Source organism: Pseudomonas sp. SWRI77 (assembly GCF_014269105.1).
In the GTDB taxonomy this organism is placed as follows: Bacteria; Pseudomonadota; Gammaproteobacteria; order Pseudomonadales; family Pseudomonadaceae; genus Aquipseudomonas; species Aquipseudomonas capeferrum.
In genome coordinates this window covers 55,790-79,130 of sequence record NZ_JABWRV010000020.1, presented here as the reverse complement: position 1 = coordinate 79,130, position 23,341 = coordinate 55,790, and the positions used below count along the sequence as shown (strand labels likewise).

Below are 23,341 nucleotides of genomic sequence, written 5' to 3'. Positions count from 1 at the left end.
GGTACAGGCGGCGAGGTACCCTCAGGGCCGTTCGGCCGCTGGGTTCTCCTCGGGCACCGGTTTGCCGGGCCCGGCTTCCTGACGCCACTGCAGGGCGATCAGAATCAGCGTCGGCACGCCCAGCAGGGCAGTGATCAGGAAGAAGTCGTGGTAACCGAACTTCTCCACCATGACCCCCGAGTAGCCGCCGATCAGCCGTGGCAGCAACAGCATGATCGAGCTGAGCAGCGCGTACTGGGTGGCCGAGAACTTCAGGTTGGTCAGGCTAGACAGGTAGGCGACGAACGCCGAGGTGGCCATGCCGGAGCTGAAGTTGTCCAGCGAGATGGTGACCACCAGCATGTCCAGGTTCGGGCCCATGTCGGCCAGCATCAGGAACAGAATGTTGGTCGCCGCCGAGGCCACGCCACCGATGAACAGGATCGGCATGATGCCGAAACGCACGATCAGCAGGCCGCCGACACCGGCACCGACCAAGGTCATGATGAGGCCGAAGATCTTGCTGACGCTGGCGATCTGGTCCTTGGTGAAGCCCATGTCGATATAGAACACGTTGGCCATCACGCCCATGACCGTGTCCGACATGCGATACGTGGCGATCAGCCCCAGCAGCAGCAGGGCCTGCCAGCGGTAGCGGGCAATGAAGTCGTTGACCGGGGTCAGCACCGGGGCAAGGCCGCGACGGCCCATGGTCGACAGGCACGCCCAGGTCAGCAGCACGTACAGAATCAGGCGCAGGAAGGCGCGGTCTTCCAGCAGCAGGTCCAGCGGGGTGGCGTCACCGAAAATCACGCTGGCCCAGTCGGTATTGAACAGTTGGGTGAAGCTGGCAGGTACCGACACCAACAGCAAGATCAGCACGAATACCGACGCCAGCTGGTGGACCAGGCCATAACGCGCCGCCGACAGCTGGGTACGCAGCGGCACCGAGGGTTCACGCATGACCAGGGTGGTGAACAGCGCGGGCAGCATCAGCAGGGCGAACATGATGTAGGTGCCGGCCCAGGCCTTGTGCAGGTAGCTGAACCCGGTGGAGCCGAACCATTCGGCGAAGAACAGCGCGCCTGCCGTGGCCAGCAGGGCCGCTACCCGGTAGCCGGCCATGTAGCTGGCGGCGAGCGCGGCCTGACGCTGGTCATCGGCAATTTCCAGGCGATAGGCATCAACGGCGATGTCCTGGGTAGCCGAGGCAAACGCCACGAGCACGGCCATGGCAATCAGCCACGACAGGTGTTGCTGCGGGTCGCACAGGCTCATGCCGACCAACCCGACCACCACCAGCGCCTGGGACAGCAGCAGCCATGAGCGGCGGCGCCCCAGGCCACCAAGCAGTGGCAGGCGCCATTGATCGAGCAGCGGTGACCAGACCCATTTGAAGGCATAGGCCAGGCCGATCAGGCTCGCGTAACCAATGGTCTCACGGGCCACACCTGCTTCGCGCAGCCATACCGAAAGGGTCGAGAACACCAGCATGTAGGGCAGGCCGGCGGCAAAGCCGAGCAGCAGCAGTACCAGGGTTGACGGGCTGGCATAGGCAGCAAGCGCAGCGCGCCAGGTTTTACGGGGCATGGGCCAACATCTGCCTCAAGTTTTCGAAAACAAAGCGCGCACTCTAACCGCTGTGCTCCATCGGGCGCCAGCCATGGCGCGTCATATCCACACGATTATTGGTTACATTCACGCCTTCTGCGCGCAACCGCGCCCGTTGTTCGTCGCCTGACGGCGTGCCCAATGCCAGGCTCAGGCGCCCGCCCGCACCGAGTACCCGGTGCCAGGGCAGGCGGGTATCGCCTGGCAGTTGCCCGAGGGTGCGCCCAACCCAACGTGCCGCGCGGCCAAGGCCGGCCAGCTCGGCAAGCTGGCCGTAGCTGACGACCTTGCCCGCGGGCACTTGCCCGAGCACCGAATACAGCGCCGTTCGTCGGGCTTGTGGTGTTTCCAGTGTGTGCCCGTATGCCTCAGACATCAGTGACCCCGTGGCTTGTGGATGAAACCGGACCAGCGGCGAGGCAAATGCGAGTTGAACTCAACGGCATGTGCTCGGTCTTTCCTTGCTCTGGTTGTCCGTATCTGGATAATGCCCGGCTTTTTCGACGAATCGAACCCGTAGTCCGCCTATGTATTCTAGATCCCTGTTGTGCCTGTTAGCTGTCTCCCTGTGCACCGCGCCCGCGTTTGCCGACACCGTGTGGATGAAGAACGGTGACCGCCTGAGCGGCAAGATCAAAGTCTTCGATGGCGGCAAGCTGCTGCTGGAGACCCCCTATGGCGGCTCTATCGCGCTGGACTGGAAAGAAGTCCAGACCCTGGAAAGCGACCAGGAAATGCTGGTCAAGCAGGATGCCTACAGCGGGGAGCGGGCCAAGTCGTTGAAAGCCGCCGAAGCCGGCAAGGTCACCCTGGCCAACGGCGAGGCGCCCAAGACCGTCGACCTGGCCAGCATCGAGCAGATCATGAAGCCCAAGCCGGTGGTCGAGGACCTGGTCTGGAAAGGCAACGTCGACGTCGCCCTGGACTACAAGCGTGCCGAGAATGACACCGACGACTACGACGTCAGCTTCAAGACCACCGCCCGCCATGGCCGCTGGCGCCACAACGCCGAGGGCGAGTACAACCGCGAGACCAAGGACGACGTCACCACCACCGACAACTGGAGTGCCGAGTACGCCCTTGACCGCTTCATTACCGAGAAGTGGTTCTGGCAGGGCCGCATGGAGTACAAGCGCGACCGCATCGAGGACCTGGCCCGCCAGCGCACCGTGGGTACCGGCCCGGGCTACCAGTTCTGGGACGACGAGCTGGGCGCGTTCTCGCTGGGTTCGCTGATCAACCGTACCGACTTCGAATACCAGGACGGCGCCAAGGACAACTTCTATGCCGCGGCGGTCAAGTGGGACTACACCCGCTACCTGATCGGCAAGAATGTGCAGCTGTTCACCAATGGCGAAGTCGCCAAGCCGCTGGGCAGCGTGGCCAACTACTCGCTGGATGCCGAAATCGGCTTGCGCTACAAGGTCACCGAATGGGCCTCGCTCAACCTCAAGGCAGAGAAGGACATCATCAGCGGTACACGTGACAGTGACCTGGACAAAACCCGTTACACCGCAGGCTTTGGCGTGACCTGGTAAAGACGCGATCCGTGTAGGCGTCAGCGGCTCCTGTGGCGGCGGCGGGTGATAATGCTTATCTTGTCACCCATCCAGTCCGCTGCCAGGAGCGCCCTTCGTGAGTACCAATGCCATCCGCCCCGCCCGGGAACTGCTGCTCAAGGAATACCGCGGCGTGCTCTCGACCCACTCCAAGTCCATGCCCGGCTTCCCGTTCGGCTCGGTCGTGCCGTATTGCCTGGATGCACAGGGCAACCCGCTGATCCTTATCAGCCGCATTGCCCAACACACCCACAACCTGCAAAAAGACCCCAAGTGCTCGCTGCTGGTTGGTGAACGCGAAGCAGAGGATGTTCAGGCAGTCGGCCGCCTGACGGTCATGGCCGAGGCGCACAAGCTGGTGGACGAAGCTGCCATCGAAGCTGCCGCCGAGCGCTACTACCGCTACTTCCCCGACTCCGGCAACTACCACAAGGCCCACGACTTCGACTTCTGGGTGTTGCAGCCGGTGCGTCACCGCTACATCGGTGGTTTTGGCGCCATCCACTGGCTTGACCAGGTGACCTTGGCCAACCCGTTCGCGGGCAAGGCCGAAGCGAGCATGATCGAGCATATGAACAGCGATCACGCCAAGGCCATTGCCCACTACGTCGAACTGACCGAGCTGTCACGCTCTGTGCCGGCGCACATGGTCGGTATCGACAGCGAGGGCATGCACCTGCGCATTGGCCAGGCGGTCCATTGGCTGGCGTTCCCGAGCCCATGCAATACGCCGACACAAGTGCGCGAAGCCCTGGTTTTGCTGGCGCACGCCGACCAGTGGCCGGTTGCGGCTGAAGTCGAGGGTTGAAATTGGAAGCTTGCGCATCCATCTGAGGTCTTATTGGGAGGTTCTCTTCCGTCGAGGAATCTTTGATGCGTGCTTTTCTACTGCTGTTTTTGCTGTTTCCTGTGCTGGAGCTGTTCGTCTTCGTCAAGGTCAGCGCGGCGATCGGGTTTTTCCCCGCACTGCTGCTGATCATCGCCGGTTCCGCGCTGGGTGTGCTGGTTATGCGGGTGGCCGGGCTGGCCACCGCACTGCGTGCCCGTGAAAGCCTGCAGCGCGGCGAACTGCCCGCTGAGGACATGTTCCAGGGTTTGATGATGGCGGTGGGTGGTGGCCTGCTGTTGCTGCCGGGCTTCATCAGTGACGTGCTGGGCCTGATTTGCCTGTTGCCATTCACCCGTCACCTGGCCGCGCGCAAGATGCGCCAGCGTGCCGAGGAGCAGGCCCTGCGCCAGCGGGCGTTTCAGGACGATCCGTTCCAGGCGCAGCCGCCTCGTGACGCCGGCCACCGGCCGAATGTGATCGAGGGCGAATACGAGCGTCGCGACAAGTAACCTGCCGGGGCCGCTTCGCGGCCCCTGTTGTTTTCACGTTATGCCTTTGATGAAAATTTTTACGTATCAAGCCTTGTAATTGCATATGGCGGCCTCATGTATGGGTCACCGCAAGGTTTCTGGTGGCAACACCAGACATGACTCAGGTGGTCCGCCCTGCGCGGGCCACCCCCGGCAACGCCGGACCGCATCAACCCGCCGGTGTCGATACCGGCCGATGAAAACCACAATTTGGGAGAGATCGACAATGAAGCTTCGTCCTCTGCATGACCGCGTAGTCATCCGTCGCAGCGAAGAAGAATCGAAAACCGCTGGCGGTATCGTCCTGCCGGGTTCGGCCGCTGAAAAACCTAACCGCGGCGAAATTGTTGCCGTCGGCACCGGTCGCATCCTGGAAAATGGCGAAGTGCGTGCGCTGGCCGTGAAAGTGGGTGACAAAGTGGTTTTCGGCCCTTACTCGGGCAGCAACACCGTGAAAGTCGATGGCGAAGACCTGCTGGTAATGGCCGAGAACGAGATTCTCGCCGTTATCGAAGGCTGATTTCCCCGACTTCCCGTTATTCCAAAGCATTTCAAGGATTAAACGATCATGGCTGCTAAAGACGTAAAATTCGGCGATTCCGCCCGTAAGAAAATGCTGGTTGGTGTCAACGTTCTGGCTGACGCGGTAAAAGCGACCCTGGGCCCGAAAGGCCGCAACGTGGTCCTGGCCAAGAGCTTCGGCGCACCGACCATCACCAAGGACGGCGTTTCCGTTGCCAAAGAGATCGAGCTGAAAGACGCGTTCGAGAACATGGGCGCCCAGCTGGTCAAGGAAGTCGCTTCCAAGGCCAACGATGCAGCCGGTGACGGCACCACCACCGCTACCGTTCTGGCTCAGTCCATCGTCAACGAAGGCCTGAAAGCCGTCGCTGCCGGCATGAACCCGATGGACCTGAAGCGCGGTATCGACAAGGCTACCGCCGCTGTCGTCGCCGAGCTGAAAAACCTGTCCAAGCCATGCGCCGACTCCAAGGCCATCGCTCAGGTAGGCACCATCTCCGCCAACTCCGACAGCTCCATCGGTGAAATCATCGCCGAAGCCATGGAAAAAGTCGGTAAAGAAGGCGTGATCACCGTTGAAGAAGGCTCGGGCCTGGAAAACGAACTGTCTGTCGTTGAAGGCATGCAGTTCGACCGTGGCTACCTGTCGCCGTACTTCGTCAACAAGCCGGACACCATGGTTGCCGAGCTGGAAGGCCCGCTGCTGCTGCTGGTCGACAAGAAGATCTCCAACATCCGCGAGCTGCTGCCAGTACTGGAAGCCGTTGCCAAAGCCGGCCGTCCGCTGCTGATCGTTGCAGAAGACGTTGAAGGCGAAGCGCTGGCTACCCTGGTAGTCAACAACATGCGCGGCATCGTCAAGGTTGCTGCGGTCAAGGCACCGGGCTTCGGCGACCGTCGCAAGGCCATGCTGCAGGACATCGCTGTCCTGACCGGCGGCCAGGTCATCTCCGAAGAAATCGGCCTGTCCCTGGAAACCGCTACCCTGGAGCACCTGGGTAACGCCAAGCGCGTCATCCTGTCCAAGGAAAACACCACCATCATCGACGGCGCTGGCGCCGACACCGAGATCGAAGCACGCGTCAAGCAGATCCGTGCCCAGATCGAAGAGACTTCCTCGGACTACGACCGTGAGAAGCTGCAAGAGCGTCTGGCCAAACTGGCTGGCGGTGTTGCCGTGATCAAGGTCGGTGCTGGCACCGAAGTCGAGATGAAAGAGAAGAAAGCACGCGTTGAAGACGCCCTGCACGCTACCCGTGCAGCCGTTGAAGAAGGCGTGGTGCCTGGCGGTGGTGTTGCCCTGGTACGTGCTCTGAACGCTATCGTTGACCTCAAAGGTGACAACGAAGACCAGAACGTCGGTATCGCACTGCTGCGTCGCGCTGTTGAATCGCCGCTGCGTCAGATCACTGCCAACGCCGGCGACGAGCCAAGCGTTGTGGCCGACAAGGTCAAGCAGGGTTCGGGCAACTTCGGTTACAACGCTGCTACCGGTGAGTACGGCGACATGATCGAGATGGGCATCCTGGACCCAGCCAAGGTCACCCGTTCGGCACTGCAAGCTGCTGCTTCGATTGGCGGTCTGATGATCACCACCGAAGCCATGATTGCTGATGCTCCGAGCGACGCTCCAGCTGGCGGTGGTATGCCAGACATGGGCGGCATGGGTGGCATGGGCGGCATGATGTAAGCCAGCCTTACCCCCTAGCAGCATGAAAAAGCCCCGGCTCGCGAGAGCCGGGGCTTTTTCGTTCTTCTGCGGCCCCTCACTCAGGCAACGCGGCGCTCAGCGGCAGGCGCCTCGACCATGCCCCGCCGATACAGAACCAGGTAGTACGAGCCCAACCCGATCAACCAGCAGAACACCGCGGTCCACACGTTGTGCGACAGAAAGTGGGCGCCCTGCATCATCCGCCCAACCGACAACACTGAACCGGCCACCACCGCCACCACCAATGCCACCCGGGCCAGTCGCGGGCGACGGTCGCGCAGCGCGAAGAACAGCGCAAACAGGCAAAAACCGGTCGCGGCATGCCCGCCTGGCCAGCACAGCCCGGGCTTGTCGGTAGCGGGCCGCGCTTCCAGCAGCTTGCTGTAGGTTTCCTTGCCGCCGAACTGGCTCAGGCTCCACGGGCACTGGACCTGGGTGACCTTTTTAAGCGGTGTGACGAACGCTGTGGACAAACTCAACGCCAGCACCAGGCAGCCCAGTTCTCGGCGCCAGCCAAACAAGCGTTTCCAGAAGAAACTCAGGGCAAATGTCAGCAACGCCAGCAAGCCCAGCAGGATCACCGCCTGCTTGACCCCGTCATGCAGCACGTTCTCCAGCCAGTAGCTGTGGCGCCCGATGAATTGCCCGGCGGCCGGGTCGAAGAACAGGTTGGCCACGTCCATGTCGACCGAGGTCAGCTCAATCAGGACCAAGGCCACTGCCGTCACCAGCGGGATGCCCAGGTACACCCAGAGGTTGATCGGGCGAGGGCGGCTACGTTCGTGCATGACGACTCCAGGGCGCAAAAAAGATCGGGCATTATCGAGTGGCCGCTATCCTGTGTCCGTGAAGGATCAGTGAAAAAACTGTCAACGGCGGCGAATTTCGCCTGGGGGTGGCACAGTGCAGGCATTGGCCTTAAGCTGCGCCTGCCGCGCACCACAGCGAAGCGCCGCACAGGAGACCCCGATGCGCATTCTATTGGTTGAAGACAACCGCGATATCCTTGCCAACCTGGCTGATTACCTGGGCATGAAAGGCTACACCGTCGACTGCGCCCAGGACGGTCTGTCAGGTTTGCACCTGGCGGCCACCGAGCATTACGACCTGATCGTGCTCGACATCATGTTGCCCGGCATTGATGGCTACACCCTGTGCAAGCGCCTGCGAGAAGATGCCCGGCGTGACACCCCGGTGATCATGCTCACCGCCCGCGATCAACTGGACGACCGCCTGCAAGGCTTCCGCTCCGGGGCCGACGATTACCTGCTCAAGCCCTTTGCCCTGTCGGAGCTGGCCGCCCGCATCGAAGCGGTGCTGCGCCGCGCCCAGGGCGGAGGCCGCCGCACCTTGCAGGTCGCCGACCTCAGCTACGACCTCGACACCCTCGAAGTCACGCGTCAGGGGCGCCTGCTCAAGCTCAACCCGGTCGGCCTCAAGCTGCTTGCCGTGCTGATGCAGAAAAGCCCGCACGTGCTGCGTCGCGAGGTACTGGAAGAAGCCCTGTGGGGCGACGACTGCCCAGACAGCGACAGCCTGCGCAGCCATGTGCACCAGTTGCGCCAGGTGATCGACAAACCGTTCGAAAAACCGCTGCTGCATACCGTCCATGGCGTCGGCTATCGCCTCGCCGAGGGCCGCGATGGAGTTTAAGCAAAGCCTTGCCCAGCGCATCATCATCGCCTTTGCGTTGATGAGCGCGCTGGTCGCCGGGGCCTTCGCCTTCGGCATCGTCGCCACCGTGCACCTGGTTGAAGAGCGGCTGATTTCCACGGTGCTGGGGGGCGACCTGCAGCGCCTGTTGCGTATGGACAGTGTGAGCGACTGGAGCCATCGACCGCGCCCTGACCAGCTGTTCTATTTCAGCGGCGGGCGTGATGATTTCGAGTTGCCCAAAGACTTGCGTCATCTCGACAGCGGCTTCCATGAGGTGTTTCGCGATCAGCTGTCGTACCACGCGATGGTCGAGATCGTCGACGGTCGCCGTTATGTGTTATTGCAGGATCAGAGCGATTTCGAAGAGCGCGAGCGCGTGCTGTTTGCTGTGGTGGTCGTGGGCTTTCTGCTCAGCCTGGTGCTGGCCGTCATCCTTGGCTGGCTGGTGGCGCGCAGGGTGATGGCGCCGGTGATCCGCCTGGCGCGTCAGGTACGCCATCGTGACCAGCTGCTCGGCCTGGCGCCGCCCTTGGCGCCCGATTATGCGGCAGACGAAGTCGGCCAGTTGGCCGTTGCCTTCGACGACACGCTGGGCCGTCTGCGCGATGCCTTGACCCGCGAGCGGCTGTTCACCAGCGACGTCAGCCACGAACTGCGCACGCCGTTGATGGTGCTGGCCACGTCGTGCGAACTGCTGATGGAAAACCAGACACTGGACCCGCGTGCGCGCAGCCAGGTCGAGCGGGTCGCCCGGGCTACCGAGGAGATGCGCGAACTGGTCAAGACCTTCCTGATGCTGGCCCGTGCCCAGCGCGACGAGGGCGCCGTGGCCTCGAAGGCAACCCTGCGCGAGGTGGCCGACGAACTCACCGGCGTGTGGCGCGATACCATCGAGCAGAAAGGGCTCACCCTCTATTTCGATGGTCGAGTCAGCGCCAGCCCGGTGCTGTACAACGCCACTTTCCTGCAGTCGGTGATGGGCAACCTGCTGCGTAACGCCGCGCACTACACCGACAGCGGTTACATTCGCCTGAGCCTTGAAGCCAATGGGTTCAGCGTGGAAGACAGTGGTGTAGGCATTCCGGAAGAGCAGCGCGAGGCGATGTTCAAACCCTTCGTGCGCGGCGCCGAACGGCGGGGCGAAGGGCTGGGCTTGGGCCTGTCACTGGTGCAGCGCATCTGTGACGACCAGGGCTGGCGGGTCACCCTGACATCGACCTTGCCGCACGGCTGCCGCTTCCAGGTGGACCTCAGCAAAAGTGTGGAGGTGGGTGACCCTTCGTCGCTCATTGGGTAATGTTTGGTAATACCTCTCGAAAGGACTAACACTTTTTTCACATTGGCATAACCTGATTCCAACGCTTGCTTTCCTAAAGTGGGCGTACTGGAGTCAGGAGATGCCCAATGCGTAGCCCCATCAAGCTTGAATTTTCCGAGAAATACGACCAAGAACACGCGCGCGAATATTTTCTCAAGCATCAGGATGGCCTGGCACGTCGCCTTTCCCACAAACGTGACGAGCAGTTGGCGCGTCGCGCCCTGGCCTTGGCCGGTGAGCCGGGCCTGGTGCTGGACCTGCCCTGCGGTGCGGGGCGCTTCTGGCCGCTGCTGGCGGAAAAACCCAACCGGGTGATCATCGGTGCCGACAACTCCGAGGCGATGATCGAGACAGCCTGTGCTGCGCAACCGCCAGAGGTAGTCGCACGGGTACGGCCCTTGCAGACTTCAGCGTTCGCCATCGACCTGCCGGACAATTCGGTCGACAGCATTTTTTGCATGCGGTTGTTCCACCACATTGGCGAAGCCGCCCACAGAAAGACGATTCTTTCGGAATTTCAACGGGTTAGCCGTGATAGTGTGATCCTGTCGCTGTGGGTGGATGGCAACTTCAAGGCTTGGCGCCGGAAAAAGCTCGAGCAGCGCCGTAGCGCCAAGACTGAGCAGGACAATTACCAGAACCGTTTCGTGTTACCAGCGGATACGGTCGAAGAAGAATTCAAGGCAGCCGGCTTCAGAATTCAGGAACGCTTGGACTTCCTGCCGTTCTATGCCATGTGGCGAGTCTATGTATTGCGCAAGGGGTAGTGTTTGATGGCTGTAGCCCGGAACGGGGAATCGCGGTTCGATTTTTACTGGCGCCAGCAGGGTGAGTGGGTCGAGGAACCCAACCAGCGGCGGGGTGGCGAGAGTGGCGTGCAGCGCCTCAACGACGCCAGCGGCAAACTGCTGTATGCCAAGCGCCAGGTCGGGCACATCTACCGCAGCTTGCTGCACCCTTTTGGCCGGCCGACCGTATTGCGTGAACTCGATGCGCTCAACAGCTTCGAGCAATTGGGTGTGCGTGTGCCGCGCATCGTCTTTTGTGGTGCCGAGCGCGATGCCGATCATCAATGGCGGGCGCTGCTGGTCAGCGAAGCGCTGGATGGCTTCATCGAACTCGACACCTGGCATGCCGAAGGTGCTCGCGAGCGTTATCCGCAGGTGGTGCATGAGCGCATGCTCAAGGACCTGGCCGATAACCTGGCGCGCATGCACCTGGGGCATTGGCAGCACGGCTGCCTGTATGGCAAGCATGTCTTCATCAAGGTCATCGGCGAGGGCGAACAGGCGCGGGTCGAAGTCGCCCTGCTGGACCTGGAGAAGTGCCGGCGGCGTATCAGCTGCCAGCGCGCGGCCGGTAACGACCTGCGTCAGCTGCGCCGCCACTCGTCGTTGAATGATGCGGAATGGAAAACATTGCTCTACTTTTACCAGATGGCGTTTGGCAGCGTTGTCAAAGGGTTAGAGCAATGAAACTAGAAATCGCTCGAGCTTTGTTCTTGGTCGCCGGGTTGGCCGTGACCACCGTGGCGGTGGCCGCCTGGGAAGAGCCGAAGCCGATGGTGTTCAGCAAGGCCGAGAGGGTGGACCAGTGCGCATTGCCGCGGGTGGCAAAGCAGCAAGCGCAGGCCAAGCCAGATCAGGACCTGTTGCTGTTCCTGTTCGGCTTGCGTCAGGGGTTGCGGCCGTTCGGCTGAACCCTGGTTGAGTGTAAAAAGCCAGAGGCCCCGTATCGCGGGGCCTCTGGCTTTTTTTGTGGGCCGCTTCAGGCGATCGATGTTTCCTTGGCTTGGGTCTTGTGTGCCAGCAAGGTGTAGATGCAAGGCAGCACAAACAAGGTAAACAGCGTCCCGATCGACATCCCGGTCGCAATCACCGTCCCAATATCGAACCGGCTCACCGCCCCCGCACCGGTCGCCAGGATCAACGGCACCATGCCGAACACCATTGCCGCGGTGGTCATCAGCACCGGCCGCAGGCGAATGGCTGCCGCTTCCTCGATCGCCTCGCGCACGCTCAAGCCTTTTTCTTCGCGCAACTGGTTGGCGAACTCGACGATCAGAATACCGTGCTTGCTGATCAGCCCGATCAGGGTCACCAGCCCCACCTGGGTGTAGATGTTCATGCTGGAGATACCCAGGAACAGCGGCAGCAGCGCACCGCAGATCGACAACGGCACCGTCACCAGAATCACCAGGGGGTCACGGAAGCTCTCGAATTGCGCGGCCAGCACCAGAAAGATGATCGCCAGCGCCAGGCCGAAGGTCACCCACAGGGCGCTGCCTTCCTGGACGTATTGGCGTGCCACCCCGGCATAGTCGAAGGCGAAACCTTCCGGGGCCTCTTCGCGGGCGATGGCCTGCACGGTCTGCAGGGCCTCGCCCAGGCTGACCATGGGCACGCCCTGGATGATCGCCGAGTTCAACTGCTGAAACTGGTTGAGCTGGCGCGGGCGGGCGCGGTCGCTGAGGGTAATCAGGGTCGACAGGGGCAGCAACTGGCCCTGGTCGTTCTTCACGTAGTAGTTGTTCAGCCAGCCGGGGTTGTCGCGGTACGGCCGCTCGACCTGGGCAATCACCTTGTAGCTGCGGCCCTCCAGGGTGAAACGGTTGATTTCCGCCTCGCCCAGCAAGGTCGCCAGGGTGCCGCCCAGGGTGTCCATCGAAACCCCCATCTGCGCCGCTTTGGCGCGGTCGATATCGACCACCACCTCAGGTTTGTCGAAGGCCAAGTCGATGTCGAGGAAGGCGAACTTGCCTGACGCTTGGGCGCGCGCCTTGATGCGCTGGGCCACTTCCAGCAGTGCCGGATAATCCCCGGCGGTGTTGATCACGAACTGGAACGGCAGGCCCTCACCGGTGCCGGGCAGCGACGGCAGGTTGAAGCCGAAGATCTGCAGGCCGCCGATTTCCTCAAGCTTGGCCTGCACCAGCGGCAGCAGCTCCATCTGCGTACGTTCGCGCTCGTTCCACGGCTTGAGCAGGAAGCCGCCGATGCCGCTCTGCACACCGTTGAAGCCGTTGATCTGAAACGACGAGTAGTACTCGGGGAAGGCTTTGAACAGCGGCGTGAACTGGTCTGTGTAGGCATTGAGGTAGTCGAGGTTGGCCGGTTGCGGCGAGCTGCTGATCATGAAGATCACCCCTTGGTCCTCGTTGGGCGCAAGCTCGTTTTGGGTGAACTTGAGCAGTACCGGGATCAGGCACAGGATGATCACCGCGAACACCAGCACCACCGGCCGGCTGTTCAGGGTGGCGTGCAGCAGGCGCTGGTAGCGCACCTTGAGGCGCTCGAACAGCCGGTCGAGGCGGTGGGCAAGGCCTGTGGCGTTCTGTTCCGGGCGCAGCAGCAGCGCGCACATCATGGGTGAAAGGGTCAGCGCGACGATGCCGGAGATGATCACTGCACCGGCCAGGGTCAGCGCGAACTCCTTGAACAGCGCTCCTGTAAGCCCGGTCAAAAAGCCGATAGGGGCATACACCGCCGCCAGGGTGATGGTCATCGAGACCACCGGCATGGCGATTTCCCGGGCACCTTCGAGCGCCGCATCGAACGGCGATTTGCCTTCTTCCATGTGCCGGTGGATGTTTTCCACCACGACGATGGCGTCGTCCACCACCAGGCCGATCGCCAGCACCATCGCCAACAGGGTCAACAGGTTGAGCGAGTAGCCCATCATCTGCATGAAAAACAGCACGCCGATCATCGACAACGGGATGGTCACCACCGGGATCAGCACCGAGCGCAGGGCACCGAGGAACAGGAACACCACGACGATGACAATCAGCACCGCCTCGCCGAGGGTCTTGATCACTTCGTCGATGGAGGCCTGGATGAACAGCGTGGCATCGTAGGCAATCGACACCTTCAGCGCCGAGGGCAGCTGGCTCTCAAGCTCCGGCATGATGCGCCGGACTTCCTTGATCACTTCCAGCGGGTTGGCGGCCGGTGTGGCCTTGATGCCGATGTACACCGAGGGGATGCCGTCGAACGAGCTGACCGTGTCGTAGTTTTCTGCGCCCATCTCGACCCGTGCCACATCACCCAGCAACACCCGGCTGTCGCCACTGGTCTTGACCGGCAGGGCGGCGAACGCCTCGGCAGACTTGAGCTCGGTGCTGGCATTGATGCTGGTGACCACGTACTCGCCCTTCACCTCGCCGGCAGCGGAGAGGAAGTTGTAGCGGCGCACGGCGCTGGTCACGTCGGTTGCCGAGAGGCCGAAGCCGGCCAGCTTCACCGGGTCGATCCAGATGCGCATGGCGAACACCTGGTTGCCGAGAATCTCGGCCTCGGCCATGCCCGGCAGGGTGGCAAGCTTGGGCTGGATCACCCGTGACAGGTAGTCGGTGATCTGCGGGTTGCTCATTTCCTTGCTGTAGAAGCTGATGTACATCAGCGCCGAGGCATCGGCGGCCTCCTTGCTCAGCACCGGGTCTTCGGAGTCTTGCGGCAGCTTGTTGCGCACCTCGTTGGCCTTGGCCAGCAGTTCGGTGAACAAACGGTCACTGTCGGCGCCGATGCGCGCATAGATAGAGATGATCGAGAAGTTCTGCCGGCTCACCGAGGTCATGTAGTCGATGCCTTCAGCGCTGGCCAGGCTTTGCTGCAGGGGCTGGGTGATATAGCCCTGGATGGTTTCGGCGTTGGCACCCGGGTAGGCGGTGGTCACCGTGATCAGGGCGTTCTCCATCTGCGGGTACTGGCGGATCTGCAGTTTGCTCCAGGCCTGAAAGCCCAGCAGCAAAATCAGCAGGCTGACGACGCTGGCCAGGACCGGGCGGCGGATGAACGGGTCGGTGAACGCCATGCCTGCCTCCTGTCAGTCGTTGTGCGGGGTGCCGTGATCAGGCGTGAGCGCCTTGTCCTGGCCGATGCGGATCGCCGCGCCCGGGGTCAGTTTCAGCTGCCCGGCGGTGACCACCTGCTCGCCAGCCTTCAGGCCCTTGCTGACCACCACCACGCCGTCGCGGCGCTCGCCGGTCTGCACGGTGCGTTGCTCGGCGCTGAGCCGGGGTTGGCCATCGTCGGTTTTCTCTGCGGTGCCGTCCTCGCCTTGCTTGGGCGTGGCGACATACACCGAGTTGCCATACAGGGTGTAGGTGATGGCGCTTTCCGGCACTACCACGCGCGGCTGCGGGTCGGGCAACAGGATCAGCAAGTTGGCAAACATGCCCGGCAGCAGCTTGCCGTCAGGGTTGGCCAGGGTGGCGCGGGCCAGCAGGTTGCGAGTGGTTTCCTCGACCTTGGGGTTGATGGCGCTGAGGCTGGCGGGGAAGGTCTGGCCGGGGTAGGCCGCCACCTGCAGCAGCACCTGCTGGCCAAGGCTCAGGTGCGGCAGGGCCTGTTCGGGCACGTTGAAGTCGACGTAGAGGCTGGACAGGTCTTGCAGGGTGGCGATCACCGTGCCGGCTGCCAGGTAGTCGCCGACATCGACCTGGCGGATGCCGATGGTGCCGCTGAAGGGGGCACTGATGCTTTTCTTGGTCTTCGAGGCCTTGAGCTGATCGACCACTGCCTGATTACGCCGGTACTGGGCGGTGAGGCGATCGTACTCGCCACGGGAGATGGCCGAGTCGACCACCAGCTGGCTGCCCCGGCCGAAATCGACCTTTGCCAGGCCCAGGTCGGCCTGGGCGGTGCCGAGCAGGGCGGTTTCCTGGTCGTCGTTGAGTTGCAGCAGCAGTTGTCCGGCCTTGACCTTCTGGCCGGAGTCGAAGTGCAGGCTTTTGACGATGCCTTCGACTTCAAGGCTCAGCTCGACGCCTTGCAATGCCTTGAGGCTGCCGACGGCGGGCAGGCGCTCTTGCCACTGGCGTTCTTCTGCCAGCGCCGCTGCCACGGTGATGGGCGGTTTGGGGGCAGTGAACACCTGGATCTGCTGGTAGATCGAGTAAGCCTTGTAGCCCCCCAAGGCCAACACGATCAGCAGAACGACGGCCAACATGATGAGCATGCGGCGGCGCAGCATAGGTCCGGTTCCTTGGATACGTGGTTGTTATTCGTTTTGACACGACAACGGGCGACCCTGCCCACGTGTGGATGGGGCAAGTATTGACTGTTTTTGGCAGGATGGGGGATGTATTCGCACCGCCTCTGTGTAGGAGCGGCCTTGCGTCGCGAAAGGGCTGCGCAGCAGCCCCAGCAATTTTTGCCTGTACGCTCAGATCCTGGGGCCGCTGCGCAGCCCTTTCGCGACGCAAGGCCGCTCCTACACGGGTGAACCTCAGGCCAGGTGCAGGTGGTTGTCCCAGAACCCGGAAGGCAGCTGCATCGGTTGCCCGATCAGCTCGGCCTTGCGGCAATCGTAAAAGCGGCAACGGCCCTGCCCGGAGGTCACGACAAAGCCATCTTTCACCGCACCCACCCCAGCGCAATCGGGCATTGGTGCATCCAGCTTCACCGCGCCACTGTCCAGGTCCCAGACGAACAAGCGGTTGGCCCGCGGCGCCGTCAGCGCCACCAGTCGCAAGTCGCTGTGAATGGCAACGCTGGCGGTGTACTGGGCCATGGCCTGCAACTGCCGCTCCGGCACTGGGAAGGCCTTGAACGGCTCGCCCGGGCGCTTGATGGCCAGCAGCTCGGCCGTCTCATCGGCGTCGCCCATGAACTGCTGGCAGGCGGCGATGGTGCCGTCGTCGCCAATAGCCAGGTGACGCACGCTGTTCATCTGCTGGGCGAGGGTTTCCTTGCTCAGCAGGGTGCCGTCGCGCTGCATCAGTACCAGGCTCGGTTGCATGGCGTCGAGATTCATTTCCACGCGGCTTTCGGCCTCGGTGCGGATGCCGCCGTTGGCCACCACCAGTGTCTCGCCGTCTGGTAGCCAGGCGACTTCATGCGGGCCGATACCGTGGGTCGAGAGCTCGCCACTGTGCACCAGGCGTTCGCCCTCGAAACGGTAGACGCCGAGCACGCCGCGCCCAGGGTCGCGGGTATCGTTCTCGGTGGTGTACAGCCACTCGCCATCCTTGTGGATGACCGCGTGGCCATAGAAGTGGCGGTTGGGCTGCGAGGTCACGGTTTGCAGCAGACGCCCGTCGCGCAGGTCGACCAGGTAGCTTTCGGTACCCGGTCGACGGGCGACGAACAGGGCGATCGGCAGCTCGGGGTGGTTGATGATGGCGTGGCAACGCTGGGCAACCTGGGTGCTGAACACCTGGGTGCCGTCCAGGCGAAACCCGACGGCGTAATGCTTGCCATCGCCATCGTCACGCGCCGAGAGCAGCAGAGGTTCGCCGCCTTTGTTGCGCAACAGGCTCCAGCCGCCCAGGGTCAGGGCGCTGAGCAATACACTACCGAGTTTGAGGGCCTGGCGTCGCAGCATGATCAGTCACCGTCGTTGGCATTGAAGCCCAGCTGGATGTTCAACGCCTTGGCCAGCTCGCCTTCGTGCAGGCGGTGGACGACGTTGAGGCTGTCGTAGATCTGGTTGAGGGTCTGCTTGCCGGCGTCATCGGCCAGCAGCTCGCCGAGGGTCTTCTGGTTGTCGGCCAGCAGTTTGATGGACGTAGCGTAAGCCTCGTCGATCTTGCCCGCCAAGGCCTTCTGGTCGCTGCCCAGCAGGCCGCGCAAGCCCTGGTTGTCGACCCCGACCCAGACCGCCTGGGCAGCCTTCAGGCTGGCCTCCAGGCTCTTGAGCGAAGAATGGCTGCGCCAGGCTTCGGCCTGCAGCGGCTGGACGATGCCCTTGCTCTGCCGGCCCATGGGGGCGCCGAGCTTTTTCTTCAGGGTATCCAGGGCGGTGACCTGTGCGCGCAGCAGATCGGCGATGGCCTCGTGGGAGTCGGCGTAGCGCTGGTTGGGGAACTTGGTCATCTGCGAGAGCATGCCGTCGGTGCTGTTCCAGCCCTTGAGGATCTCTTCGGCCAGGGCCTTCTGGTGGTCGGCGATGGCCACCAGCAATGGGCAGTAGCGGGCCTTCTGTTCAGGCGTGGCAACATCCGGCTTGCTGTCGAAGAGGATGTACTCGTAGGCCGACAGGCCGCGCACCACGACGCTGGCCTTGCCCAAGGTAGCGGCATCGACGGGCTTGTCGGCGTTGACCAGTTGCTCGACCTGGCGGCCGACCAGGTTCTTCTTGTCGGGCCAGAACTGCACCTGCCAAGGACGGTTGCCTTCGGCCAGTGGGCCGACCAGCAAGGGTTGCAGCTCGGCCCAGGCCTTTTGCGCAGTAAGGAAGTCGGCGCGGGCGGTGTCCAGGCTGGCCTTGCCTTCGCAATAGGCCAAGGCGCTGACGGCCAACTGGCGGTCGGCTTCGACCCAGCGGCTGTAGGTGGGCAGGATCACCTGCTTGGCGATGGCGGCGGAGGTCACCGCTTGCGGGTCCTGCGGCGAGCAGGCGCCGAGGGCGAGTGCGGCGAGGCTGGTGAACAACAGTTTAGGTCGGAACATGCCCGGCTCCTTGCGCGTTTAAAGTGAATTCAGGAAAGCCAGCAACGCGGCGCGCTGCTCGGCATTGAAGGTGAGTACGAAGTTGCGCGCCGCTTGCGCTTCGCCACCGTGCCAGAGCACGGCTTCGAGCAGGTTGCGGGCGCGGCCGTCGTGCAGGAACTGGCTGTGGCCACTGACCGTTTCGCTCAGGCCTATGCCCCACAGCGTCGGGGTGCGCCAGTCCTGGCCATTGGCGGCGAATTCGGTGCGTTCATCGGCCAGGCCCGGCCCCATGTCATGCAACAGCAGGTCACTGTAGGGGCGGATCACTTGGCCGGCCAGCTCAGGCTCTGCGGCGTTTGCGGCGGTGGTGAATTGCGGGGTATGGCAGCCTTGGCAACCGGCCTGGAAGAACAGGTTCTTGCCCGCCAGCACCTGCGGCGAACCCACGTCGCGACGGGCAGGCACTGCCAGGTTGCGGGTGTAGAAGGTCACCAGGCGCAGGATGTTGTCGCTGACTTCCTTTTCGCCGCCGATGCCATCGCCGTTGGGGGCGGCCAGGCAGTCGACTTGCGCCGCGGTGCAGTCGTCCTTGGGTTGCAGGGTGGTGGTCAGGCCCATGTCGCCGGCAAACGCATGGACGTTCTGCTGGTTGACGTTGGGTTGCCCGGCTTTCCAGCCGAAGCGGCCAACCACGGTTTTGCCCTGGGCGTCGTCCCAGACCCGGTTGGCACGGCCACGGATACCGTCGCGGTTGCGGTCGTCCGGGTCTTCGTTGGCCAGGATATCGGCTTCGGGGATGGCTTCGAGCAGGCCCAGGCCGATCATCGGCGGCGCCACGCGGGCCGAGAAACGGGTGTCGGGGTGCATCGCGCCGTAGCCAAGCTGGGTGATCTGCAGGCTTGGGCGGCGCAGCTCGACCTGATGGCCGTCCTTGAAGGTGACGGGCTGGTTGGCGTAGGTCACCCGCACCTTGCCCTCCGGTGCTACCCCGGGGATGGCCATGTCCTGCAGCTGGGTGCCGTACACCGGCTCGGGGACCACGCCCAGGCGTTCGATCACCTTGGCCAGGTAAGGCTGGTCGGGGATCGACAGGCGCACCAGCATCGACACCGCGTTGCTGTCATCGAGCGCTGGCGGGTGGCCACGGCCATCGCGTACGTGGCAGTTCTGGCAGGCATTGGTGTTGAACAGCGGGCCGAGCCCATCGCGCGCGGTGGTGGTGGACGGGGCGATCACCCACGGGTTGCGAAAGAAGCTGTTGCCGACGGCAAAGTCCAGGCGCCGCTCGGGCGAGAGGTTGGCCGAAGGCAGGGAGTAGGCATTGCGATCACTGCGCTGGACCGTCGCCTTGCCACCCGACAGTGCTTCGCCGGGCTCGGCCTGGGTGAAACGCGGGGCGTCATCACAGGCACCGAGGGCAAAGGCCAGCAGCAGAGGAGAGAGTCGGAACAGCGACGAGGACATCTAGAACCCTGGGCGTGAGCGAAAAACCGGCGTGCAAGCTTAGCAAAGTGGGGATGTTTGAATAAGAGCAATTTGCAATTGCTGGATGAAATCAGTGTCAGGAAGGACAAAACAAAAAAGGCGACCCGAGGGCCGCCTTCTTCAGAACCGCTACAGCAGGGATCAGAATTCGTGATCGGCCGTGTCCGGGTTCAGGTTGGTAATGCCCAGCTTGCCTGCGGCTTGCTCGATCGCACCGGTCTGCTTGACCAGGGAGGCGATGGCATCACGCACGATCTGGTTGCCGGCCGCATTGTCGGCGGCGATCAGCTGGTCGTAGTGCTCGCCCTTCAGGGCGTGGTCGACGATCACCTGGATCTTCGCTTCGGTGGCTTCCAGGTCGGCCTTCAGGGTGGCGTCGGTGGCCGGGTCAACCTTGGCCACCAGCGACGACAGGCTCGGGCCGGTCACCTTGCTGCCATCCGGGCGGGTGTACTCGCCCAGGTAGACGTTGCGGATGCCCTTGGCGTCGTAGAAGTGCGAGTAGTGGGTGTTGTCGCTGAAGCAGTCGTGCTCGTCTTCAGGCGAGTTGGCTTCCAGCGAGACCTTCATGCGCTCGCCCGCCAGTTCGCCCAGCGAGAGGCTGCCCATGCCGAACAGCATCTTGCGCAGGCCGTCGTTGACCGACTCGGCTTCCAGCTTGGCGCGGTAGTTGTCGGCGACGTTCGGTGCCCAGTTGCCGACCATCTCTTCGAGGTCCTTGACCAGCAGGTCGGTGACCGCTTTCAGGTAGGCACGACGGCGGTCGTTGTGGCCGCCGGTGGCGCCGTTGCCTTCCAGGTAGTCGGAGGCTGGGCGGTTGCCGGCGCCCGGGCCGGTGCCGTTCAGGTCCTGGCCCCAGAGCAGGAATTCGATGGCGTGGTAGCCGGTGGCAACGTTGGCTTCGGAGCCGCCCAGCTCGTTCAGGCTGGCCAGCTTCTCTGGGGTGATGTCCTTGACGTCGACCTTCTCTTCGCCGACCTGGATCTCCGTGTTGGCGATGATGTTGGCGCTGGCGGCCGGGTTGCCCAGGGCGTGCTCGTAGCTCTTGTCGACGTAGTCGATCAGGCCTTCGTCCAGCGGCCATGCGTTAACCTGGCCTTCCCAGTCATCGATGATGGTGTTGCCGAAGCGGAAGGCCTCGCTCTGCAGGTACGGCACGCGCGAGGCGAACCAGGCTTCCTTGGCGGCCTTCAGGGTTTCGTCGTTGGGCTGAGCAAGGAACGCGTCGACAGCGGTCTGCAGGGCCTTGGCGGTGCTCAGCGAGTCGCTGTACACGGCGTAGACCAGTTCGGCGTAGTGCTTGACCACCGCCTTGCCAGCCACTTCATCGACAGCCCCAGGCGCCGCAGCGGGGGTGCTGGCGGCAGCAGGTGCCTGAGCTTGCGGAGCGGCAGCCTTGTCATCTTTTTCGCCGCAACCGGCGAGAGCGATGGCGATGGCCAGCAGACTGGCGGAGGCCAGAGGCATTCGAATCATTGTTGGTTTCCCTGCGTCGTGTGGTTGGACCGTGCGGCGTGGCACGCGAAACCGCAACATCATGCGAAAGATTTGCATTTGCTGTAAAGGGGCGAACGCGCAATTCATGTAAATGCCGGTCACGGCCTGTAACCGGGGGCGCCAGCGGCTAGAACATCGAGACCTGGTTGCGTTGGGCCTGCTTGAGGAAGTTGGTCAGTTCGCGGGCCGACAGTGGCTTGCTGTAGTGGTAGCCCTGACCCTCGTGGCAACCCTGGGCGATGATGTAGGTCTCCTGCTCGGCGGTTTCAACGCCTTCGGCGATTACCTGCATGCCCAGGCTCTTGCCCAGCTGGATGATGGCACGGACGATGGTGGCGTCGTCATCGTCGTCGAGCAGGTCCTGGACGAAGCTCTTGTCGATCTTGATCTTGTCCAGCGGCAACGACTTCAGGTAGCTGAGCGAGGAGTAGCCGGTGCCGAAGTCGTCAATGGCGATCAGTGCCCCGGAGCGGCGCAGGCTGAGCAGGTGCTGGGCGGCCGTGCTGATGTCTTCCATCAGGCCGGTCTCGGTGACTTCCAGCTCCAGGCTGCGCGGTGGCAGGCGATAGGCTTGCAGCAGGTTGTTGACCACCCGCGGCAGCTCGCTGTGGTGCAGTTGCACGGTCGACAGGTTGACCGCCATGCGCAGGTCGCTGAAGCCCAGGTCGTGCCATTCGCGCAGCTGCCGGCACGCCTGGTCGAGCACCCATTCGCCGATGGTGATGATGTTGCCGTTCTGCTCGGCCAGCGGGATGAACTGGTCGGGCGGGACCATGCCCAGCTCCGGGTGCTGCCAGCGCAGCAGGGCCTCGACGCCGACCACGCGGTGGTCGCGGTAGCTGATCTGCGGCTGGTACACCAGGTACAGCTGATTGCGCGGCAGCGCTTCGCGCAGGTCTTTTTCCAGCTCGCGGCGGCGGCGCATCTCGCTGTCGACGCTGGCGATGTAGAACTGGTAGCGGTTGCGCGAGCGGGCTTTGGCCAGGGTCATGGTCTGTTCGGCTTTCTGCAGCAACTTCTCGGTACTGTCGCCGTCTTCAGGGAACAGGGTGATGCCGATGGTGGCGCGCAGGCGGATCTGATGGTGGTCGAGGTCGAACGGCACTTCCAGGTCGTCGAGGATGCTCTGGGCCAGTTCGGCCGCTTCATAAGGTTGCTCGATATTGGCCTGGACCAGGGCGAACTGGTCGCCCCCCAGCCGCGCCAGCGCCCCCAGACGGCCACTGTGGGCCCGCAGGCGGTCGGCCAGGGCCAGCAGCAACTGGTCACCGACCTGGTAGCTGAACTGCTCGTTGATGCCCTTGAAGTCGTCCAGGCCCACGCACAGCACCGCCACGCGATGCTGCAGGCGGCCGCCATCGACGAGGATCTTGTCCAGTTGTTGCTGCAGTTGTTGGCGATTGGGCAGGCCGGTGAGGAAGTCGTACTGGGCCATGCGTTGCAGGCTGTTCTCGGCTTCATGGCGCAGGTGGGTGTTGCGCTCGATGGACGCCAGCAATTGGTTGGCGGTGTTGACCCAGAGCCCCAGTTCGTTTTTCTCGTGGCCCTTGAGCAGGGGAATCTGGTGTTGGCTGGGGCGGTCGGGGTTGATCTGGGTCAGGTGCTCGATGATCTTCGACAGCGGCTTGGTCAACAGCCAGTGGTAGACCAGGTACAGCACCAGGCCCATGGCCAGGGCACGCAGCACGCCGGAGATGAAGATGATCACTGCATTGATCAGGAAGTCTTCGCCATAGGACGAGGTGTCGAGGGTGATGCTCAGGTCGCCGTAGTATTCGCTGTAGGGGCCGCGGCCGACCAGTTGGGTGGTATAGGTGCGTTCCTGGCCGAGAATCAGGTCGGTCAGCCAGCGCATGGACATGTCCTGCAGCGGGCGGGACTTTTCTGCCAGCATGGTTTCGTTGGGGTGGCCGATGGATGCCATGCGTACCGATTCGTCCTGGAACAGGCCTTCCATGACCTGCATGCCCATCTCCCGGTCAAGGCTGTACACCGCCTGGGTCGAAGGGTCGCGGAACATGTCGAGGATGCGCTGGGCATCGCTGTTGACAGCCAGGCGGGTCTTGTAGGTGTCATAGACGATTTGCGCACAACTGAGTACGACGCCCACTGCGAGCGCCGACAGCAGCACGACCCTGAGCAACTTGACCGACAAGCTGTTCCGCAATTCCAGCTTCAATGGGGTTTCCTTAATCCATGCGCATGGCATCATTTTGCCATCAATGAAACCAATACACTATCGGCCGGTGTGCCACGGACACAGCGCGAG

General features: G+C 62.9%; 20 protein-coding genes. 10 read left to right on the top strand and 10 right to left on the bottom strand.

Annotation, left to right across the window (positions count from 1 at the left end; genetic code table 11):
* Window positions 1-21: 21 nt before the first annotated feature.
* The gene (locus HU766_RS18830) at window positions 22-1,569 is read right to left on the bottom strand and encodes an AmpG family muropeptide MFS transporter (protein WP_033702815.1); all 1,548 of its coding nucleotides are present in this window, start codon (window positions 1,567-1,569) and stop codon (window positions 22-24) included.
* 43 nt (window positions 1,570-1,612) lie between these two features.
* A complete protein-coding gene (locus HU766_RS18825) occupies window positions 1,613-1,966 on the bottom strand; it encodes an MGMT family protein (RefSeq protein ID WP_033702814.1) in 354 nt (117 codons plus the stop codon).
* Window positions 1,967-2,117: 151 nt separating this feature from the next.
* On the opposite strand from HU766_RS18825, the gene HU766_RS18820 reads away from it, so the two are divergent.
* From HU766_RS18820 to groL, 5 genes are all read left to right on the top strand, one after another.
* On the top strand, window positions 2,118-3,128 hold the full coding sequence (locus HU766_RS18820) for a DUF481 domain-containing protein (RefSeq protein WP_186659679.1): 1,011 nt from the start codon (window positions 2,118-2,120) through the stop codon (window positions 3,126-3,128).
* Window positions 3,129-3,225: 97 nt separating this feature from the next.
* Window positions 3,226-3,957, top strand: coding sequence for a DUF2470 domain-containing protein (locus tag HU766_RS18815; protein ID WP_186659677.1), 732 nt, complete (start codon window positions 3,226-3,228; stop codon window positions 3,955-3,957).
* Between the two features lie 65 nt (window positions 3,958-4,022).
* Window positions 4,023-4,487, top strand: coding sequence for an FxsA family protein (locus tag HU766_RS18810; RefSeq protein ID WP_033702811.1), 465 nt, complete (start codon window positions 4,023-4,025; stop codon window positions 4,485-4,487).
* 247 nt (window positions 4,488-4,734) lie between these two features.
* Window positions 4,735-5,028, top strand: a complete 294-nt coding sequence (locus HU766_RS18805; RefSeq protein WP_033702810.1) for a co-chaperone GroES — start codon at window positions 4,735-4,737, stop codon at window positions 5,026-5,028.
* A gap of 48 nt (window positions 5,029-5,076) precedes the next feature.
* Complete coding sequence (groL, locus tag HU766_RS18800; protein WP_033702809.1) at window positions 5,077-6,720, top strand: chaperonin GroEL; 1,644 nt, start codon at window positions 5,077-5,079, stop codon at window positions 6,718-6,720.
* Between the two features lie 80 nt (window positions 6,721-6,800).
* Here the strand turns inward: groL and HU766_RS18795 are convergent, their stop codons facing one another.
* Window positions 6,801-7,529 carry a phosphatase PAP2 family protein gene (locus tag HU766_RS18795; RefSeq protein ID WP_186659675.1) on the bottom strand — a complete coding sequence of 243 codons (729 nt, stop codon included), beginning with the start codon at window positions 7,527-7,529 and terminating at the stop codon, window positions 6,801-6,803.
* A gap of 181 nt (window positions 7,530-7,710) precedes the next feature.
* On the opposite strand from HU766_RS18795, the gene colR reads away from it, so the two are divergent.
* The 5 genes from colR to HU766_RS18770 all read left to right on the top strand — a co-directional run bounded on the left by colR (window position 7,711) and on the right by HU766_RS18770 (window position 11,414).
* Window positions 7,711-8,394 carry a two-component system response regulator ColR gene (gene colR, locus HU766_RS18790; protein WP_003255215.1) on the top strand — a complete coding sequence of 228 codons (684 nt, stop codon included), beginning with the start codon at window positions 7,711-7,713 and terminating at the stop codon, window positions 8,392-8,394.
* Window positions 8,384-9,694, top strand: a complete 1,311-nt coding sequence (locus HU766_RS18785) for a HAMP domain-containing sensor histidine kinase (RefSeq protein WP_033702807.1) — start codon at window positions 8,384-8,386, stop codon at window positions 9,692-9,694. The genes colR and HU766_RS18785 overlap by 11 nt, the downstream gene beginning before the upstream one ends.
* A gap of 107 nt (window positions 9,695-9,801) precedes the next feature.
* Window positions 9,802-10,482: a class I SAM-dependent methyltransferase gene (locus tag HU766_RS18780; protein ID WP_033702806.1), complete on the top strand. Its 681-nt coding sequence runs from the start codon at window positions 9,802-9,804 to the stop codon at window positions 10,480-10,482.
* A gap of 6 nt (window positions 10,483-10,488) precedes the next feature.
* Window positions 10,489-11,190, top strand: coding sequence for a lipopolysaccharide kinase InaA family protein (locus HU766_RS18775; RefSeq protein ID WP_033702805.1), 702 nt, complete (start codon window positions 10,489-10,491; stop codon window positions 11,188-11,190).
* On the top strand, window positions 11,187-11,414 hold the full coding sequence (locus HU766_RS18770) for a hypothetical protein (RefSeq protein ID WP_186659666.1): 228 nt from the start codon (window positions 11,187-11,189) through the stop codon (window positions 11,412-11,414). The genes HU766_RS18775 and HU766_RS18770 overlap by 4 nt, the downstream gene beginning before the upstream one ends.
* Before the next feature lie 68 nt (window positions 11,415-11,482).
* Here HU766_RS18770 and HU766_RS18765 read toward each other — a convergent pair whose 3' ends face one another.
* The 7 genes from HU766_RS18765 to HU766_RS18735 all read right to left on the bottom strand — a co-directional run bounded on the left by HU766_RS18765 (window position 11,483) and on the right by HU766_RS18735 (window position 23,251).
* Window positions 11,483-14,527, bottom strand: a complete 3,045-nt coding sequence (locus HU766_RS18765; RefSeq protein WP_047582693.1) for a multidrug efflux RND transporter permease subunit — start codon at window positions 14,525-14,527, stop codon at window positions 11,483-11,485.
* A 12-nt stretch (window positions 14,528-14,539) separates the two neighbouring features.
* On the bottom strand, window positions 14,540-15,688 hold the full coding sequence (locus tag HU766_RS18760) for an efflux RND transporter periplasmic adaptor subunit (RefSeq protein WP_186659664.1): 1,149 nt from the start codon (window positions 15,686-15,688) through the stop codon (window positions 14,540-14,542).
* A 255-nt stretch (window positions 15,689-15,943) separates the two neighbouring features.
* Window positions 15,944-17,041: a DUF1513 domain-containing protein gene (locus HU766_RS18755; protein ID WP_033702801.1), complete on the bottom strand. Its 1,098-nt coding sequence runs from the start codon at window positions 17,039-17,041 to the stop codon at window positions 15,944-15,946.
* A gap of 2 nt (window positions 17,042-17,043) precedes the next feature.
* Window positions 17,044-18,108 (bottom strand): imelysin family protein, encoded by a 1,065-nt coding sequence (locus HU766_RS18750; RefSeq protein ID WP_095064201.1) that lies wholly within the window; start codon window positions 18,106-18,108, stop codon window positions 17,044-17,046.
* Between the two features lie 18 nt (window positions 18,109-18,126).
* Window positions 18,127-19,554: a di-heme oxidoredictase family protein gene (locus HU766_RS18745; RefSeq protein WP_186659662.1), complete on the bottom strand. Its 1,428-nt coding sequence runs from the start codon at window positions 19,552-19,554 to the stop codon at window positions 18,127-18,129.
* Between the two features lie 162 nt (window positions 19,555-19,716).
* Window positions 19,717-21,051, bottom strand: coding sequence for an imelysin family protein (locus HU766_RS18740; protein WP_033702798.1), 1,335 nt, complete (start codon window positions 21,049-21,051; stop codon window positions 19,717-19,719).
* 148 nt (window positions 21,052-21,199) lie between these two features.
* Window positions 21,200-23,251 (bottom strand): GGDEF domain-containing phosphodiesterase, encoded by a 2,052-nt coding sequence (locus HU766_RS18735; RefSeq protein WP_186659660.1) that lies wholly within the window; start codon window positions 23,249-23,251, stop codon window positions 21,200-21,202.
* Window positions 23,252-23,341: the final 90 nt, after the last annotated feature.